The sequence below is a fragment of the Litorihabitans aurantiacus genome (assembly GCF_030161595.1).
Lineage (GTDB): Bacteria > Actinomycetota > Actinomycetes > Actinomycetales > Beutenbergiaceae > Litorihabitans > Litorihabitans aurantiacus.
Map to the genome: position 1 here is coordinate 1 of NZ_BSUM01000001.1, position 16,581 is coordinate 16,581.

Below are 16,581 nucleotides of genomic sequence, written 5' to 3' on the forward strand. Positions count from 1 at the left end.
CGCGCGCACGCCGCGCGGCCGGCGCCGCTGCCACCGTCGCCGTCGTCGTCGCCGTCGTCGTCGTCCACGTGCGGCGTGCCCCCCGACCACGTCGTCGTCGACGGCGTCGCGCACGAGGTGCTGCGCGGCTGGCCGCGCGGCCCGGGTCGAGCCCTGCTCGAGCTCGCGGCCGCCGACGGCTCGCGCCGGGGCGCCGAGGTGCAGCTCGACGACGGCGCCGCCCGTGTCACCGTCCACCCTCGCGGCGTCGACGCGCGCCTGCCTGCCCTCGCGGACCGGCTGGCGCTCGGCGAGAAGGTCGTGGTGCACCGGCCAGGCCGCCGCGCCGTGCTGCGCGGCAGCGGTCCCGACGCACCGTTCGTCAAGGTGACGCGGCGCGGTCGCGCCGCCGACGCCGCGCGACGGCACCACGCGCTCGCCGGCCTCCTCGACGGCGCCGCGCGCACCCGCGACTGCTGTGGTCGACCGACGACGCGCTCGCCACCGCGCCGCTGCCCGGTCTGACCCTGCTGGCACTCGGTCGGGACGAGACCGCCGACGAGGAGGCGCTCGCGGCGGCGTGGTCCGGCGTCGGGCGCGTGCTTGCGACGCTGGCGGCGCACGGGACCGTGGGCGGCGAGGCCGAGGGCACCGACGGCACCGGCCCGGCGCCGCACCCCGGCACCCCTGCGCTCCTCGAGCTTCCCGGCCACGACGCCGCAGCCGAGCACGCCACGACCCTCGCCTGGCTCGACCCGGTGCGTGCCTGGGGGCTGCTGCCCGCCGTCGGCGACGACGTCGTCCGCGACGCGCTCGCGCCGCTCCTGACGGACCCGCCCGGCCCGCGTGGCGTGCTGCACCGCGACCTGCACGAGGCGCAGGTGCTCGTCGCCCCCGACGGCGGGCTCGGCCTCCTCGACCTCGACACCCTTGCGCGCGGCGAGAGCGCGCTCGACCTCGCGAACCTGCTCGCGCACCTCGACCTGCGCGAGCGCCAGGGACTGCTGACCCCGCGTCGTCGGGCCCGCGCGGAGGAGGCGCTGCTCGGCGCCGCGGCTCCGGCTCCCGGCACGCTCGCACGGGTGCCGGCGCACCTCGTGGCGGCCCGTCTGCGGCTCGCGGGCGTCTACGCGATGCGGCCGCGGTGGCGCACGACGGCGGTGGGTCTGCTGCGCGCGGCGCTCGCGAGCGCGTAGCCGGCGGCGCCCCTACTGCGTGTAGACGTCGTAGTGGTTGCCGTTCGTGCCCCGGTCGTAGACCTTGCCCTGGTGGCCGAAGGGCGTGTCGATGACCGAGCCGCGAGGGGAGTCGTTCGCCAGCACGATGTAGCCGTCGGCGTCGGCCACGTAGCCGTCCGCGTTCACGTGCCGGCCGGGGATGCTCAGGCCCCCGCCCGGCAGCACCGCTTGCGAGTAGTACGTGAACCGGTAGCCGCCCCAGTTCACGACGCCGGCGCTCATGAACTGGCGCAGCGTGTACAGCTTCACCGAGGTCGGCAGCTCGTTCGTCCCGACCTCCACGACCTCCGTCACGGGCGCGGTGACCTGCGTGGACAGCAGCGTGGCCCGCGCGACCTCGGTCTCGCCCGCGAGCGTGACCTCGCTCGTGGTGCGGGCGACGCCGTCGACACCCTCGGTGACCACCCGGGTCTCGCCGAGCGGCAGCTCGTCGGTCTCGCGCTGCTCGACGGCGTGCGGGACCGCCTCGTCCCGCGTCTCGTAGCGCGTGGTGCCGCGCTCGACGGTGACCACGGCACCCGCCTCGGGTGCCGCCGCGAGGTCGGCGGAGACGGTGTCGTCCCACCCGAGCTCGACCCCCGCCTCGGCGAGGGCGTCGGCGAGGGTGGGGGCCGCCGTCGTGATCTCGCGCGTCCCGCCGTCCACCACGACGGCGAGGCTCACCCCGGGCGCGTCGCTCAGCGCCGCACGGGCCTGGCTGCGCGAGGCCGGGGTGACGTGCACGAGGTCGGTGGCGGCGAGGTCGAGGTTCACGAGGGGGACGTCGGCGCTCGCGACGTGGGTGGCCGTGTCGGCTGCCGCCACGGCCGGGGTGCGGCCCAGCTCGCTCACGACGACGGCGCCGGTCCCGCCCACGAGGACGGCCAGCACGCCCGCGCCCGCGACCGCGCGCAGCACGGGACGACGGCGGGGCACGTCCGGTGCGGCCGGCAGCGGTGTCACGGCGTCAGGCGTGGGGGAGGGCGAGGGCATGGTGGCGTCCGTCTCGGGAGGGGTCACCCGAACGGTAGCCGAGGCCGCGGGCCCGGGGCGAGGGCGCGTGAGGACGGCCACGCACGCCGTCGTTCGCTCCTCGGGGGCGACGTCAGTCCCGGAAGAACGGCAGCGCGGGGACGCGGAACTCCCGGCCGGCCCCGGCGCGGACGCCACCGACGATGCAGACGACGACGTGCGCCAGGCTGATCAGCAGCCACAGCGTCATGAGGATGCCGAGCGGGAAGAAGCCGTCGACGGGTCCCTCGCGCGTGGCGAGGAACAGCAGCACGAAGTGCCCCGCCACGAGCAGCACGGTCAGGAGCGCGTAGGTCAGTCCCCAGTTGGCGGCGTGCCGGCCGTTGACCGCGTCGACGCCGCCGTAGCGGCGCCGGCTCCGGCCGACCCCGGCCATCACGATCCCGGAACCCACCTGCGCGAGGAACGGGATCGGCACGAGCGCGAGGACGCCGAGCGCCCACGGGGCGCCGCTCGGCGGCGCGGGCGGCGGCTGCCACGAGGGCGGCGGGCCGTACGGCGAGGCGAACGGCTCGGCGGGACGGTCGGGGTCGTGGGGCGTCACGGCCACAGCCTGCCAGGCCGCGCGGGGCGGTGCGGTGTCAGGTCGCTGGGCGGTCCCCGGGCCCCACGCGCGGTCGAACCTCCCTAGGGTGGTGGCAATGACGAGCGCGCAGCCACCGCAGACGCCCCCGATGCCGCGGATGCCACCGATGGCGACGCCGCCGGTCGCCCCGCCGGTCGCCGCCCCGGCCGCCGCACCCCCGACCGGGGCCGCAGGCCCGACCGCCATGACGGGCCGGAGCCTGGCACCCGACCTCGCCCGCGGCACGATGCTGCTGCTGATCGTGCTGGCGAACATCCCCTGGTACCTGTACGCGGCCACGAAGCGCGACATCTCGGAGCACCCGGTCGACGGTTCCGTGATCGACCGCGTGGTCCAGACCGTGATGCTGGTGGCCGTCGACGCGCGCTCCTACCCGATGTTCGCCGCGCTGTTCGGCTACGGCATCTGGCAGCTCTACACGCGCCAGGCGGCGGCCGGCACCGAGCACCGCGCCGCCCGCCGACTCCTACGACGCCGGAACTGGTGGCTCGTGGCGTTCGGGGCGGTGCACGCCGTGCTGCTGTGGTCCGGCGACGTGCTGGGTGCCTACGGGCTGGCCGGCGTCATCCTCGTGGCCCTGTTCATCGACCGCGCGAGCGCCGTGCTCCGCATCTGGGCGATCGTGATCGCCGGCCTGCTGACGGTGGTGTCGGCGCTGACGCTCGCCGTCTCGATCGCCCTCGCCGACACCGACCTCTTCGCGGCCGGTGGATCCGTCGAGGACCCCATCGAGACCGGGGTCGCCGAACCCGGCTACCTCGCCTCGATCGTCGACCGCTCCCTCATGTGGGTGGTCGCCGTGCCCTCGCAGGTGTTCCTGTCCGGCGTCATCCCGGTCGTGATCCTGGTCGGCATCCTGGCGGCGCGCCACCGCGTGCTCGAGGAGCCCGAGCGGCACCTGCCGCTGCTGCGCCGCACGGCCGTGGTCGGGCTCGCGATCGGCTGGACGGGGGCGCCGCCACCGCCGCGCAGCACCTCGACCTGTGGGGTGTGCCCGAGACGGCGGACCTGGGCTTCGTGATGCTGCAGACGGTCACGGGCATGTGCGCGGGGCTCGGGTACGTCGCCCTGTTCGGCCTGCTCACCGTGCGCATCCAACGGAGGGGTCGCGCGCCCGGGCGGGTCGTGTGGGCGCTGCAGGCCGTCGGCAAGCGATCCCTGAGCTGCTACCTCGCGCAGTCCGTGCTCGTCGCGCCGCTGCTCAGCGCGTGGGGTCTGGGGCTCGGCGCGCACCTCGGGTCGGCGGGTGCGGCGGCGATCGCCGTCGCCGTCTGGCTCGTCATCCTCGTCGGCGCGTGCGCGCTCGAGCGCGCCGGTCGGCGCGGTCCGGCGGAGGTGCTGCTGCGTCGCCTGTCCTACCCCCGCGCCCGGGTGGGCGCTACCGCCTGACGCGCGCCGTCGTCACCCCCGGGAGCGGCGCTCGCGCACGTCCCACCAGTGGGCGACGACGGGCAGCGCCACCTCCTCGCCCGCGGCGATCCGCCCGAGGGCGAGCCGCCGCAGGCGCAGCAGCGAGAGCACCATCGCGCACGTCGAGAAGGTCGAGATGACCACGATCGCGCTCAGCGCCCAGCGGTAGTCCGTCGGCGACGGCGAGCCGTCCGGCGCCAGCACGTCCAGGATCAGCCCGACGACGACCGCGCCCACCATCGCCGCGGAGAACCCGCCGATGTTGACGAGGCCGGTCGCCGTCGAGATCCGGCGGCGCGGGTTGTAGTCGCGTGCCAGGTGGAAACCGACCTGCGAGGCGGGACCGCCGGCCGCCAGGACGAGGAACGCGAGGGTCACCGCCCACCGCGGCGGCCCGCCCGGCCAGGCCACCAGCGTCAGCAGGGCCGCGATGCCCGCGCTCGACGTGACGATCGCGATGGGCATGCGCCAGCCGCGGCGCCGCCCGGCGAGCGGTCCGATGAGGAAGCTGAAGGCGAGGGTGGCGACGATGAACAGCGACAGGGTGCCGGCGGCGGCGTCGGGGGTGTAGCCGAGCGCGTCGGTGAGGTACGGGAAGCCCCACACCATCGCGAGGACGGTCCCGCCCGCCATCGTCGCCTGGTGCGTCCAGAACCCCACCTGGGTGCCGCGGCCGAGCTCGGTGCCGCGCCACGCGGAGCGCACGTCGTCGACCACGCCGGCGAAGCGGCGCGGCCGGTGGTGCGCGACGTCGTCGGCCACCTCGGCGCGGTGCGCCTCCGCGCTGCGGAACGGCGCGGTGACGGCCGGGCGCAGCAGCAGCACCGTCGCGGCGAGCGAGGTCAGGCCGGTGAGGAGGAACGTCCGCACCCAGCCGAGCTCGCCCAGGGCCCAGGTCAGGGGCACGGTCGCCACGAGGTTGCCGGCCATCCCGAACAGGCCGGTCCACATCGTCAGGACGGCGTAGCGCCGCTGCGGGAACCACTCCGCGACCAGCCGCAGGCACGAGAGGTAGACGGCGGAGTCCCCGAGGCCGAGCAGCGCCCTCGCCCCGAGCGCGAGGCCGTAGGAGTCGGCGAAGGCGAACGCGACCTGACCGCTCGCCATCACCAGAGCGGCGACGAGCAGCACGCGGCGCGGGCCGAGGCGGTCGATGAGCAGGCCGGCCGGCACCTGCATCGCGGCGTAGATGCCGAGCTGGACGGTGACGAACGTGCCGAGCTGCGCCGCGGAGATGTCCAGGCGCTCGACGGCGGCCGGTCCGGCCACCCCGAGCGAGGAGCGGTGCAGGAGGGCGAGGAAGTACACCGAGCAGCCAGCGAGCCAGACGGCCCACGGGTTGCGCCGCGCGGCGTCGTCGATCCGGCGGACCAGCGACGTCATCGTGCCCCCACCCCCGCCGGGGGCGCGGCGGGGGTGCTCGGGTGCGTCAGTTCCAGACGACGGTCCTCGGTTCCGTGGAGAAGTCGACGGTCGGGGCGCCGAGGCTCGGGCCGAACAGGACGTCGCACGTCCCGACCTGGCCGTCCTTCGTGCACTCGGCGGTCGTCGAGACCCCGCCGATCGAGCGGCCGCGCACGAAGTTCGGGTTGTCGTAGCCGGCCGTGGGGTCGAGGTCGCCGATCCGCAGCTCGGCGTCGCCCGAGAGCGTGCGGGTCAGGGTGCCGTCGGTGAGCTGGGTGCCGTCGCTGAGGGTGGCCGGGACCGCCAGGCCGCACCCGGCCTCGAGCGTGGTCGAGGCGAGGCACTCGTCGACGGCGGCGCGCACCGACTCGTGGAAGGCCGCGACGGACTCCTCGGTCAGGTCCACGGTGAGACCGCTGAAGGATGCGGACTCGAACCGCTCGGTGATCGCGGCCTGCGTCTCGCCGGTGATGCCGAAGACGGTCGAGGTCGTGGCGATCTCGTAGGTGCCGATGAAGGCGTCGTAGTCCTCGCCCGCGGTCACGGGCACGCCGTTCACGGTGACGTCGACGCCGGAGACGCTGCCGGGCACGTACACCGACCCGCCCGCCGAGGTGAGGGTGTAGGCGCCGTCGCCGTCGCCCGTGAGTCGCACGGTCGTGCTGACGGGGGTGTCGCCGAGCTGGTAGGCGACCTCCACCTCCACGCCGTAGGGGTTGTCGTCCGTCGGCGGGGTCACGACGATGTCGGTGATCGGCGCGATCGCGGCCGACGCGGCGAGCACCTCGTCGGTCAGCAGGGTCTCGTCGAGGCCGGTGGAGGAGTCGACGAGATCGAGGGCCGTCTGGGCGTCGCCCGCGGCGATGGCGTCGAGGAAGGTCTGGACGATCTCCTCGGGGACGTCACCCGCGGCCTCGGCCTCCGTGCCCGTGCCGGTCGAGGTCGGCTCGGCGTCGTCGTCGTCCGAGCCTCCGCCGAGCACGAGGAGCAGAGAGACCACGACGATCAGCGCCACGACCCCGACGACGATGCCGATGATCGCCGCGAGCGGGAGCTTCCGGGAGCCGCCGGACCCGCCGGGGCCGTTCGGGCCACCGGGGCCGCCGGGTCCGCCGAAGGGCAAGGTCCGGTACGGCTGGGCCGGGTCCCCGCCCGGCTGCGCAGCGCCGTAGGCGGGCTGGCCGTACTGCTGGGTGGCGGGCTGCTGGTCGTAGGTCGGCTGACCGCCGTACTGACCCGCCTGCGGCTGGGATCCGTACTGACCGGGCTGCGACTGGCCGTACTGCTGGCCCCCGTGCTGCTGACCGCCGTACTGCTGACCGCCCTGCGCCTGGCCCCACTGCTCACCGCCGGGCCGGGCCTGGCCGGAGGGCTGACCGTGCTGCGGTGCGGAGCCCTGCGACCAGCCACCCTGGTCGGCCGGGGCACCCCACGACCCCGCCGGAGCCGCGGGTGGTGTCGCGCCCGACGATCCCGCGGGCGCACCCCACCCGTCGTAGGCGGTGCCGGGACCCTGCGATCCGCCATCGGTCCCGGGTGCCGGGGTCGCGCCGGACGCGGGGTCGTGCTGCGCGTCGTCGTTCGGGGGTGCGGCGTGCGGCCGTCGTTGCTCATGTCTGGTCCCTGGTCGAGGTGTGGTCCGAGGCTATCGGTCGCCAACCCGGGACGGGTGAGCTGTCCGGTCCCCGGGTCCGCCGGTGTCCCGACGGTGCGCCGCGCCGGTGCTCAGCGCGCCCCCGCCACCACCGCCCGCGCCACCGGCGTGCTCGCCGCGGCCCCCAGCAGCACCAGCCCGGCGGCCGCCGCCACGCTCAGGACGTACCGCACGAGCACGGTCGGGTCCGCGAACGTCCCCACCCCCACCAGCGGCCCGAGGATCAGCAGCATCGACCCGGCGGCCGTCCCGGTCGCGACCAGCAGCGGCACGAGCGTCTCGCGGAACCGCGCGGCGTCGAGCGTGCGGGCGTCGGTCCCCACGAGCGCGAGGTCGCGGTACGTGCGCCGCTGGTCGATGACCCGCCCGGCCTGCAGCACCCCGGTCGAGACGGCGGCGAGCAGGCCCGCGATCGCGAGCGTGAGGAGGCCGCCGGTCCCGACGTCGTGCGCCAGCGCGTCCGCCGCCGGATCGCCCCCGTCGGTGGGCGTCAGCAGCGCCGCGACGGCCGTGATCCCCGCGATGAACGTCGCGAGCGCGACGCCGCCGACGCTGCGCCACGCGGTCCGGGGTCGTCCGCGATCCGCCGCCCCGCCAGGAGCGTCGCGGCGCTGCGGGCGCGCGCCGCCGTCACCCGCCCGACGAGGCCGAGCACGAACGGACCCACGAGGTTCAGCGTCGCCATGCCGCCGGCCACGAGGAGCATCGTGACGGCGATCCCGACGGCGGCCGGCGCCCCCGCCAGCGCCGAGCTCACCGATGCCGCACCGACGGCGGCGAGGACGAGGGCGATCAGCCGGGCGGCGCGCATCCCCGGCGGGGTGGTGCGCGCGGCCACCCCGAGCGGCGAGATCGCGACGCGCCCGAGGCTCGAGGTCGCCGAGGCGAGTGCGACGAGGACGACGGCGACGATCGCCGCGGCCAGCCCGGGCACCCCCACCCACAGCTCGCCCACCTCGAACGCGCGGCCCTGGAACCGCAGGCGGGCGACGAGCGGCAGCAGCGCGAGGTAGCCCGCGACCCCCGCCAGCGCACCGGTCAGCGCCTGGACGGCCGCGTCCAGCACCGTCAGCGTGGCGACCCGCCCGGTGCTCGCACCGACGAGGCGCAGGGTGGCCAGGCGGGCGTCGCGCCGCGCGACCGCCAGTCGTGCCGCGGCGCCGCCGAGGGTCGACAGCGGCACGAGCAGCAGCAGGGTGGCGAACGCGGCGAGCACGACGTAGGCACCGCTCTCGTCCCCGCCCGTGCCGGTCAGCTGCCGCTGCACGAACGCGGTCAGGCCGCCGACGACGACGAGCGCGACCGCCGTCGTCACGCCGAACGCGACGACGGCGAGCGCGCTGGTCAGGCGCGCGGGGTCGCGCGGGCCCGACGCCGTCCGCCGGCGCAGGAGGAGCCAGAGCCGCAGCGTGGTCACGACGCCACCTGAGCGAGCTCGCGCACGATGCGGCCGTCGCGCATCTCCACCGTGCGGCTGCACCACCGCGCCACCTCGGGGTCGTGGGTCACGACGACGAGCGCCGCACCCTGGGCGCGCGCCGCCGTCGTGAGCGCCCGCATGACCTCCCAGCCGGTGCCGCGGTCGAGCGCGCCGGTCGGCTCGTCGGCGAAGATCACGCCGGGAGCCCCCACCAGCGCCCGCGCGATCGCGACGCGCTGCGCCTGGCCGCCGGACAGCTCACCCGGGCGGCGCGCCTCCATCCCCGCCAGCCCGAGGTGCGTGAGCCACTGGCGGGCGCGACCGACCGCCTCGGAGCGGCTGCGGCCCGCGAGCAGCAGCGGGAGCGCCACGTTCTCCTGCGCGGGGAGCTCCGGGAGCAGCTGTCCCTGCTGGAAGACGAAGCCGAACGCGGTGCGGCGCAGCGCCGTGCGCTCGCGGTCGCGCATCGTGCTGAGCGGGCGGCCGTCCCAGACGACCTCGCCCGACGTCGGCGCGAGGACGCCGGCCAGCAGGTGGAGCAGCGTGGTCTTGCCGGATCCGGAGGGGCCGGTGACGGCGAGCGACGACCCGGCCGCGAGCGTCAGGTCGACGCCCGCGAGGGCGGTGGTGGTGGACTCGCGCGTGCCGTAGGTCCGGTGCAGGGCGCGCGCCTCGAGCGTGCGTGGAGTGGTCATGCCTCGAGCCTGCGCGCCCGGGGGCCCCGCCGCGTCGGGCCACGGTCGGCGTCCCGCGCGACGGCGTGCGCCCGCGGACGGGCGGGCCCCTCCTCCCGGGGTCGGACCCTCAGCGACGGCGGGAGAACGTGGCGGTGTAGTAGGTCTGCACGTCGACCTCGTCGGCGGTGAGGTCGCTCACGCGCCGCGCCCGCCGGAACAGGTGGTCGGCGAAGTGGTGCGAGAGGTCGTTGAACCGGGACACGTCGTACCCGACCGTGACGCGTCCGTCCGCGAGCATGTCGATGAGTGCGTCGAGCATGTCGACGAACGCGGTCGTCCGACGTTCCGACGGGTGCGCGAGGGTGTACCCGACGTACCAGAGAGCGTTCCTCGCGAGCGCCTCGGGATGCTTGGCACGGTAGTAGTCCGGGCTGATCCACGGGACGGCCGAGACGTCCGTGGCGATCGTGGTCATGGCGACGGCGCGCCCCTCGTCCCGCGCGAGGAGCTTGAGGATGCGGTCGTCGCCCATCTCCTCGGCGAACTCGTCCCGGGTGAGGAGGTGGCGAGCCGCCGCCCGCGTCGCCATCGGCGCGAACGCTGCCTCGTACACGGGCCACCACGCCTCGACGTCGTCGGGCCCGAGGTGTCGGACGGTGCTGACGGCGGTGCGGCCCGTCACGACCAGCCCTGCGCACGGTAGGTGGCCACCACCAGGGCGCAGACCGGCTCGGTCTCGCAGACGGCGCTGGTCATCAGCGTGCCCGCCGGGTGGTAGCCGCCCCCGCGCCCGACGATCAGGTCGTCGAGGCTGGACTGCAGGTCGCGCTCCACCTGCTCGCGCGAGGGGCCCTCGTGCTCGACGAAGAGGCCCCCGCCCGAACCGTCGTCCGCCAGTGCCCAGGCCACACCGGCCCAGGCCTCGTGGGAGGGCAGCTCGGCGTGGGCCTCCGCGTACACGCAGAAGAGGAGGTCGCCGTGGTCCCCGACGATCTGGTCGGTCCCCGCGACGGTCTCCACGAGCGAGTTCGGGGGGATGACCGAGCTGAGCCGCACCAGGTTGAAGTCAGCGACACCCGCCTCGCGCAGCGCGGCGTCGAAGGCCGACAGCGGCGTCCGACCCGACCCTGCACCGGCGCTCACACGGATCACAGGGAAAGGTGAAGGTGTCGTCAAATCTTCGTTCGGCACCCTGCGATCGTAGGGCCCGCCGGGAGGTGGGCCGTCATCCCACGCGGGTCGACGACGGGGGCTTGTCGGCGGTGTCCGCACCCGCGTCGGCGCTGCGGAGCGTGAAGAGGAACGTGGAGCCCACCCCCGGTTCCGACTCGGCCCAGATCCTCCCGCCGTGCCGCGAGACGATGCCGCGCGATATCGCGAGACCGAGTCCGGTTCCACCCTTCTCGCGCGCATCGGAGGAGTCGACCTGCTCGAAGCGCCCGAAGATCGACTCGAGCCGGTCGGCGGGGATGCCGCGCCCCGTGTCCCGGACGGCGACCTCGAAGAACATCCCCGCGGGTCTCGCGGACACGTCCACGCGCCCACCGGTGCCCGTGAACTTGACGGCGTTCCCGAGCAGGTTCACGAGCGTCTGCACGATCCGGTCGACGTCGGCGTTCACGGTGCCGGGGACGTCACCGACCACGAGTGCGATCCCGGACTGGGTCGCGAGCGCCTCGGTCTGGTCGACCGCGGCCCGGACGACCTGCTCGAGGGGGACGTCGACCAGCTCGAGGGGTCGGCACCGGACCCCAGACGCTCGACCTCGAGGATGTCGTTGATGAGGCGCGTCAACCGGTCCACGCTGCCGCCCGCGATGCCGAGCAGTCGTGCGGACTCCGGGGCGACCTCGCCCGTGGCGCCGCCGGCCACCAGGCCGATCGCCCCCTTGATCGAGGTCAGCGGGGTCCGCAGCTCGTGGCTGATGACCGAGAGAAACTCGCTCTTCATGCGATCGATCTCGCGGCGCTGCGTGACGTCGCGGAAGACGACCACGGCCCCGGTGACGTGACCGTCGTCGATCACGGGGCTGGCCGTGACCTCGACGGGAACCAGCGCCCCGTCCGCCCGGCGGTAGAAGTCCTCCTCGGAGTTGATCGTCACGCCCTGGGTGACGGCCTCGTGGATGTAGCAGCCCGAGTACGGGAAGGGTGTGCCGTCCTCGCGGGCGGCGTGCAGCTCGTCGTGGGCGTGCCGCCCGACGAGCGACTCGGAGCGCATCCCCAGGGTGCGGGCGCCCGCCGGGTTCACGAAGGTCACGATGCCGTCGGGATCGACGCCGTAGATGCCCTCGCCGACGGAGGTCAGCGTGAGCTGCGTCGTGCGCGTGAGGTCGGCGAGCTCCTGGGTGCGCTCCTGCACGCGGATCTCGAGCCGCCGTCGCAGGCGCTCGTTCGTGACGACGAGGGAGATCTGGCGGAGCGCGACCGCGCCGATCACGATGAACCAGAGCGCGACGGCGAGCCCGGAGATCGCCCCGAGGCTCTCCTGGATCTGCACGACAGCGGCAGCGATGAACAGGCAGAACGTGACGACGGTGCCCGCCACCGCCGAACCCTCCCGCTCGGTGCCGTCGGTGGCGGGGGCGTCCTGCGCCGGACCGGCTCCCGCGGGGTGGCACGCCGCGATGCCACCGAGCGCGTACCCGACCACCCACCCCAGGTCCGCGACCGTGCCGAACTGGAAGCCGACGGAGGAGTCGACGACGGCGTAGGTGAGGTCGGCGACGGCGTACATCGTGAAGCTCAGACCCACGAGCGCGAGCGGTACGCGGTCCGTCCCGGTGCTGCGCATGATGAGCAGCACGGCGAACGTCGCCAGGACGGCGTCCATCACGGGCAGGGCGATCGTGATGACCCGCGTCAGGTCCCAGCCGCCGTTGCTGGTGGTCAGTGCGGGGAAGATGACCAGGGCCGAGACGAAGAGCACCGACCCGCCGACCACCACGCCGTCGAGCAGCATGCGCAGCACCTGCGGTCGCTTCAGCTCCCGGTCGGGGAACGACCGCAGGGCGGCCACGCCGATGACCAGCGCCAGCAGGAGGGCCAGCTCCGAGACGTTCTCCGCACCCGTGAACGCCGCCAGCACGTTCCCGGTCAGCCCTGTGAAACCCGCGGCTCCGAGCAGGAGCCACGCGCGCGCGCGACGCCCGGAGCTGCGCCTCGCGCGCAGGCAGCACAGCACGGTGGACACGAGAGCGGTGACGATGATCGCCACCTGGGAGATCGCGGAGCGGGTCTCGCGGTCGAGGCCCGACAGCGTGACGGCGAGGAGGCCCAGCGTCCATGCGACGGTGACGATCGTCGCGATCGTCTGCGGTTCCCTGAGTCCGCGTGTGGTGATCACGAGCACGAGCCTAATGTTCGGTGCGCTCCAGCAGCGGTGACCGACGTCGTTGATGCGCCGCCGTGGCGTGCCCACTACCGTTGCCCTCGTCGGGCCACCCCGGGTCCGACCGGTACGGGCCGGCCCCTCGCCCGATTCTCCGTGACGGAGGACGACATGACCGACACCCGCGGTCACGTCATGGTCGTGGACGACGACGACTCCATCCGCGAGGTCGCCACGCTCGCGCTCGAGCTCGTGGGTGGGTGGCGCGTCACGACGGCGGGCGACGGCCCGGCGGCGATCGACGCCGTCCGCGACGCGCGCCCCGACGTCGTCCTCCTCGACGTGATGATGCCCGGGATGGACGGGATCACGACGCTCGCGCGGCTGCGCGAGGTGCCGGGTGCGGCGGAGGTCCCCGTCGTGCTCATGACGGCGAAGGCCGCGACGGGCGAGGAGCCCGAGTGGCAGGGGCTCGACATCCTGGGCGTCATCGCCAAGCCGTTCGACCCGATGACCCTGGCGGCCCGCGTCGCGGAGCTCCTCGACGCGCGGGGTGCCGACCGCTGAGGCTGCACTAGTTTGGAGGGGTGAGCGAGCTCGGTCCCGACGGGGACGCCCTCCTGGCGGCGATCGCCTCCCGCGCCCTCGAGCGCAACCAGGAGCGCGCCGACCGCCTCGTGACGCTCCTCGCCGCGGGTGCCGACCCCCTGGCCGACGCGGTGCGGGAGGACGCCACCACCCTCGCCCATCAGATCGCGGGATCGGCGGGGACCTTCGGCTACGAGGCCGCCTCCGCTCTCGCCCGGACCGTCATGGACGGCCTGGCGGCGGGGGCGCTGCCGCCACGGTGCGTCCCGCCGCGCTGCGCGTCGTCGAGCTCCTCACCCTCGGCCCGGACTCGACCGAGGACGACGACACCCCGACCCCAGGAGCGACGTGACCACCATCCGTGACCAGGACCGCACCGTCGTGCTGTTCGTGTGCGTGCGCAACAGCGGGAAGTCGCAGATCGCGGCCGCCCTGGCGCGCCGGGACGCCCCCGCCGCCGTCGAGATCCGCTCGGCGGGCACGGCGCCGGCGCCCGACGTGAGCGCCGAGGCCGCGGCCGTCGTCGAGCAGGTCGGCGCCACCTGCCGCGGGGAGTACCCCAAGGAGCTGCTCGCGGCCGACCTCGGCGAGGCCGGCCGTGTGGTGCTGCTCGGCGGCGAGGTCGACGTCGAGCCCCTCCTCGAGGAGCTCGACCGCTCCGGTGCGTCGCGCCCGGCCGTGGAGCGGTGGGAGCTCGACGAGCCCTCCGAGCGCGGCGTCGAGGGGCTGGAGCGGCTCGTGCTCCTGCGCGACGACATCGCCGCGCGCGTCGAGGCCCTCCTGGCGGACGTCGCGCCGCGCTGACTCCGGCCGTCGGGACGGCGGCGCATCCGCCGTCGTGCGCGCGTTCCGTGGGAAGGTGTGACGGCGCCGCCCCGCGGCGCCGCCCGCCGTCGTCCGACGAGCGGGAGACGTCCCGGAGGTAGCGATGCCGAACCCGTCCACCCGCCGACGCCCCACCACGGCCGAGACGCCGCGCGAGGGCGTGGCGCGCCTGTGGTCCGACGGCGTGGGCACGATCGGGACGCGCGCGCTGCAGTGGCTCGCGATCCTCGCGGTCGTCGCGGTGTTCGGCCTGCTCGTGACGCAGCTGACCCTGGTGGCCATCCCCGTGCTGGTCGCGCTGGTGCTCGCGTCCGCGATCTCACCGGTCGTGCGGTGGCTCCGCGACCACGGCTGGCCCTCGATCCTCGCGACGTGGACCGCGCTGCTCGGTCTGGTCGCGCTGCTCGCCGGGATCGTCTGGGGCGTGGTCGAGACGGTCGCGCGCCAGTGGAGCGACCTCCAGGACTCCGCCGTCGAGGGCATCGGGAAGCTCCAGGACCAGTTCTCCGGCCTCCCGTTCGAGATCACCGATCAGCAGATCCAGGAGGCTCAGTCAACCGTCACCGGTCTGCTGTCCTCGAGCGGCTTCTCCTCCGGCGTCGTGGCCGGCGTCTCGGCCACCGCCAACTTCGTCACCGGCCTCGTGCTCGTGATTGTCGTGCTGTTCTTCTTCCTCAAGGACGGCCCGCGCATCTGGGAGTTCCTGCTGCGCCCGTTCGAGGGTGAGGCCTACGAGCGCGGCCGCCGCGTCGGGGACAAGACGGTGCAGACCCTCGGCGGCTACGTGCGGGGGACCGCGACCGTCGCCGCCGTCGACGCGATCGGCATCGGCATCGGTCTCGCCATCCTCGGCGTGCCGCTGGCGATCCCGCTGGCCGTGCTCACGTTCCTGCTCGCGTTCATCCCGCTCGTCGGGGCGACGCTCGCGGGGGTGCTGGCGGCGCTGGTCGCGCTCGTCACCGACGGGCTGGGCGCGGCGATCATCGTCGTCGCCATCGTGGTCGGCGTGAATCAGCTCGAGGGGAACCTCCTGCAGCCGATCATCATGGCGCGCTCGCTGCGCCTGCACCCGCTCGTGATCCTCGTGGCCCTGACCGCGGGCACCGTGACCGCCGGCATCACCGGTGCCGTGCTCGCGGTGCCGATCGCCGCCGCGATCTGGGGCGCCGTCACCGTCTGGGACGGGCCCGGGACACCGGCGCGGTTCGCGCGGAAGAAGCGCGAGGAGGTGGTGCCGGTGCGACGGCGACGGCGCGCCGCGGCCGCCGACGAGGAGGCGCACGAGGGCGAGGCGCACGACGGCGAGTCGCACGAGTCGTACGGCGATCACGACGGTCGCGACCGTGCCCACCCCGCTGCCGCCGCCCCCGTGCACGAGGACCTCGCCGCGCCGACGTCCACCCGCGACGAGGCCCCGCCGCGACCGTGACGACGTGAGCGCGATCGGGACCGGTCCCGCCGCCGGGACGTCCCGCCCGCGGCGCGCCACCGTCAAGGACGTCGCCCGCGCCGCCGGCGTCGGGATCGGGACCGTCTCGCGCGTGCTCAACGACGACACGGCGGTCTCCGACGCGGCGCGGGACCGGGTGCGGGCCGCGATCGAGGCGCTGGGCTACGTGCGCGACCACGCGGCGCGCGATCTGCGCGCGGGGCGCTCGCGCACCGTCGGCCTCCTCGTCGAGAACGTCGCCGACCCGTTCTACTCCCACCTCCAGCGGGCGCTCGAGCACGCGCTCGAGGGCGGTGACCGGGCCCTCCTCGCCGCGTCCGCGGGCGGCTCCGCGACTCGGCGCCGTCGCCTGCTGGAGGAGTTCGCCTCCCGCCGGATCGAGGGGCTCGTCGTCACGATGCCGCTGGACGCGGACGAGTCCGGCATCGCGGCGCTCGCCCGCGAGGGCGTGCACGTCGTCCTGGTCGACCGGCCGGCGCTGACCTTCGAGGCCGACAGCGTGATGACGGACAGCCGGTCCGGGGCGCGCGCCGCCGTCGCCCACCTCCTCGCGCGCGGGCATCGGCGCGTCGTGGCGATGCTCGACGACGACCGCCACTTCACGGCCCGCGAGCGGCGGCGCGGGGCGCAGGACGCGGTCGACGCCGCGGACGACGCGGCGCTGCTGGCCTACCACGACGGTGCGGACGACGCCGTCGTGCTCGACCGGCTGCGCGGCGAGCTCGCCTCGCCCCACCCGCCCACCGCGGTGTTCTCGGGCAACAGCCGCACCACGGTCGCCACGCTGCGCGCCCTGCGGCGGCTCGGGTCCCGGCTCGACCACGTCGGATTCGACGACCTCGAGCTCGCCGACCTCCTCGACCCGCCGCTGACGGTCGTCGCGCAGGACCCCGCGGCGATCGGACGCAGCGCGGCGCGCATGCTGCTGGACCGCGTCGGCGGGTGGGACGGACCGGCCCGCGCGGAGCTGATCGACGCCCGGCTCGTCGTGCGCAGCTGACCCTTGTGT

General features: G+C 75.1%; 19 protein-coding genes and 1 pseudogene. 9 read left to right on the forward strand and 11 right to left on the reverse strand.

From position 1 onward, the window contains the following. A pseudogene (locus tag QQK22_RS00005) lies at nucleotides 1–504 on the forward strand (hypothetical protein); the annotation flags it as partial. Between the two features lie 74 nt (nucleotides 505–578). Beyond that, the gene (locus QQK22_RS00010) at nucleotides 579–1,175 is read left to right on the forward strand and encodes a phosphotransferase (protein ID WP_284248409.1); all 597 of its coding nucleotides are present in this window, start codon (nucleotides 579–581) and stop codon (nucleotides 1,173–1,175) included. 12 nt (nucleotides 1,176–1,187) lie between these two features. On the opposite strand, the gene QQK22_RS00015 is transcribed toward QQK22_RS00010, so the two are convergent. Both QQK22_RS00015 and QQK22_RS00020 read right to left on the reverse strand, forming a co-directional pair. After that, a complete protein-coding gene (locus QQK22_RS00015) occupies nucleotides 1,188–2,216 on the reverse strand; it encodes a resuscitation-promoting factor (RefSeq protein ID WP_284248411.1) in 1,029 nt (342 codons plus the stop codon). Between the two features lie 85 nt (nucleotides 2,217–2,301). Continuing rightward, complete coding sequence (locus tag QQK22_RS00020; protein ID WP_284248413.1) at nucleotides 2,302–2,772, reverse strand: magnetosome magnetite crystal formation protein family; 471 nt, start codon at nucleotides 2,770–2,772, stop codon at nucleotides 2,302–2,304. A gap of 97 nt (nucleotides 2,773–2,869) precedes the next feature. On the opposite strand from QQK22_RS00020, the gene QQK22_RS00025 reads away from it, so the two are divergent. Beyond that, complete coding sequence (locus QQK22_RS00025) at nucleotides 2,870–3,835, forward strand: DUF418 domain-containing protein (protein WP_284248415.1); 966 nt, start codon at nucleotides 2,870–2,872, stop codon at nucleotides 3,833–3,835. After that, nucleotides 3,805–4,203 carry a DUF418 domain-containing protein gene (locus QQK22_RS00030; protein ID WP_284248418.1) on the forward strand — a complete coding sequence of 133 codons (399 nt, stop codon included), beginning with the start codon at nucleotides 3,805–3,807 and terminating at the stop codon, nucleotides 4,201–4,203. Before QQK22_RS00025 ends, QQK22_RS00030 begins: the two co-directional genes overlap by 31 nt. Before the next feature lie 12 nt (nucleotides 4,204–4,215). Here QQK22_RS00030 and QQK22_RS00035 read toward each other — a convergent pair whose 3' ends face one another. From QQK22_RS00035 to QQK22_RS00075, 9 genes are all read right to left on the reverse strand, one after another. After that, nucleotides 4,216–5,607 carry an MFS transporter gene (locus QQK22_RS00035; RefSeq protein WP_284248420.1) on the reverse strand — a complete coding sequence of 464 codons (1,392 nt, stop codon included), beginning with the start codon at nucleotides 5,605–5,607 and terminating at the stop codon, nucleotides 4,216–4,218. A 46-nt stretch (nucleotides 5,608–5,653) separates the two neighbouring features. Further along, nucleotides 5,654–6,751 (reverse strand): hypothetical protein, encoded by a 1,098-nt coding sequence (locus QQK22_RS00040; RefSeq protein ID WP_284248422.1) that lies wholly within the window; start codon nucleotides 6,749–6,751, stop codon nucleotides 5,654–5,656. A gap of 602 nt (nucleotides 6,752–7,353) precedes the next feature. Next, entirely contained in the window at nucleotides 7,354–7,662 is a 309-nt protein-coding gene (locus QQK22_RS00045; RefSeq protein WP_284248423.1) for a hypothetical protein, read from the reverse strand. 110 nt (nucleotides 7,663–7,772) lie between these two features. Then, entirely contained in the window at nucleotides 7,773–8,699 is a 927-nt protein-coding gene (locus tag QQK22_RS00050; RefSeq protein ID WP_284248425.1) for a hypothetical protein, read from the reverse strand. Beyond that, nucleotides 8,696–9,397, reverse strand: coding sequence for an ABC transporter ATP-binding protein (locus QQK22_RS00055; protein WP_284248427.1), 702 nt, complete (start codon nucleotides 9,395–9,397; stop codon nucleotides 8,696–8,698). Before QQK22_RS00055 ends, QQK22_RS00050 begins: the two co-directional genes overlap by 4 nt. 109 nt (nucleotides 9,398–9,506) lie before the next feature. Next, nucleotides 9,507–10,061 (reverse strand): hypothetical protein, encoded by a 555-nt coding sequence (locus QQK22_RS00060; protein ID WP_284248429.1) that lies wholly within the window; start codon nucleotides 10,059–10,061, stop codon nucleotides 9,507–9,509. Beyond that, complete coding sequence (locus QQK22_RS00065) at nucleotides 10,058–10,531, reverse strand: pyruvoyl-dependent arginine decarboxylase (RefSeq protein WP_284248431.1); 474 nt, start codon at nucleotides 10,529–10,531, stop codon at nucleotides 10,058–10,060. The genes QQK22_RS00060 and QQK22_RS00065 overlap by 4 nt, the downstream gene beginning before the upstream one ends. A gap of 73 nt (nucleotides 10,532–10,604) precedes the next feature. Further along, nucleotides 10,605–11,024, reverse strand: a complete 420-nt coding sequence (locus tag QQK22_RS00070; RefSeq protein ID WP_284248434.1) for a sensor histidine kinase — start codon at nucleotides 11,022–11,024, stop codon at nucleotides 10,605–10,607. Next, complete coding sequence (locus QQK22_RS00075) at nucleotides 10,997–12,724, reverse strand: histidine kinase dimerization/phospho-acceptor domain-containing protein (protein ID WP_284248436.1); 1,728 nt, start codon at nucleotides 12,722–12,724, stop codon at nucleotides 10,997–10,999. Before QQK22_RS00075 ends, QQK22_RS00070 begins: the two co-directional genes overlap by 28 nt. Before the next feature lie 156 nt (nucleotides 12,725–12,880). On the opposite strand from QQK22_RS00075, the gene QQK22_RS00080 reads away from it, so the two are divergent. From QQK22_RS00080 to QQK22_RS00100, 5 genes are all read left to right on the forward strand, one after another. Next, the gene (locus QQK22_RS00080) at nucleotides 12,881–13,276 is read left to right on the forward strand and encodes a response regulator (protein ID WP_284248438.1); all 396 of its coding nucleotides are present in this window, start codon (nucleotides 12,881–12,883) and stop codon (nucleotides 13,274–13,276) included. A gap of 20 nt (nucleotides 13,277–13,296) precedes the next feature. Next, entirely contained in the window at nucleotides 13,297–13,662 is a 366-nt protein-coding gene (locus tag QQK22_RS00085) for an Hpt domain-containing protein (RefSeq protein WP_284248440.1), read from the forward strand. Next, the gene (locus QQK22_RS00090) at nucleotides 13,646–14,101 is read left to right on the forward strand and encodes an arsenate-mycothiol transferase ArsC (RefSeq protein ID WP_284248441.1); all 456 of its coding nucleotides are present in this window, start codon (nucleotides 13,646–13,648) and stop codon (nucleotides 14,099–14,101) included. The genes QQK22_RS00085 and QQK22_RS00090 overlap by 17 nt, the downstream gene beginning before the upstream one ends. Before the next feature lie 124 nt (nucleotides 14,102–14,225). Further along, nucleotides 14,226–15,551, forward strand: coding sequence for an AI-2E family transporter (locus QQK22_RS00095; RefSeq protein WP_284248443.1), 1,326 nt, complete (start codon nucleotides 14,226–14,228; stop codon nucleotides 15,549–15,551). A 4-nt stretch (nucleotides 15,552–15,555) separates the two neighbouring features. After that, the gene (locus QQK22_RS00100; protein WP_284248445.1) at nucleotides 15,556–16,572 is read left to right on the forward strand and encodes a LacI family DNA-binding transcriptional regulator; all 1,017 of its coding nucleotides are present in this window, start codon (nucleotides 15,556–15,558) and stop codon (nucleotides 16,570–16,572) included. Nucleotides 16,573–16,581 lie beyond the last annotated feature (9 nt).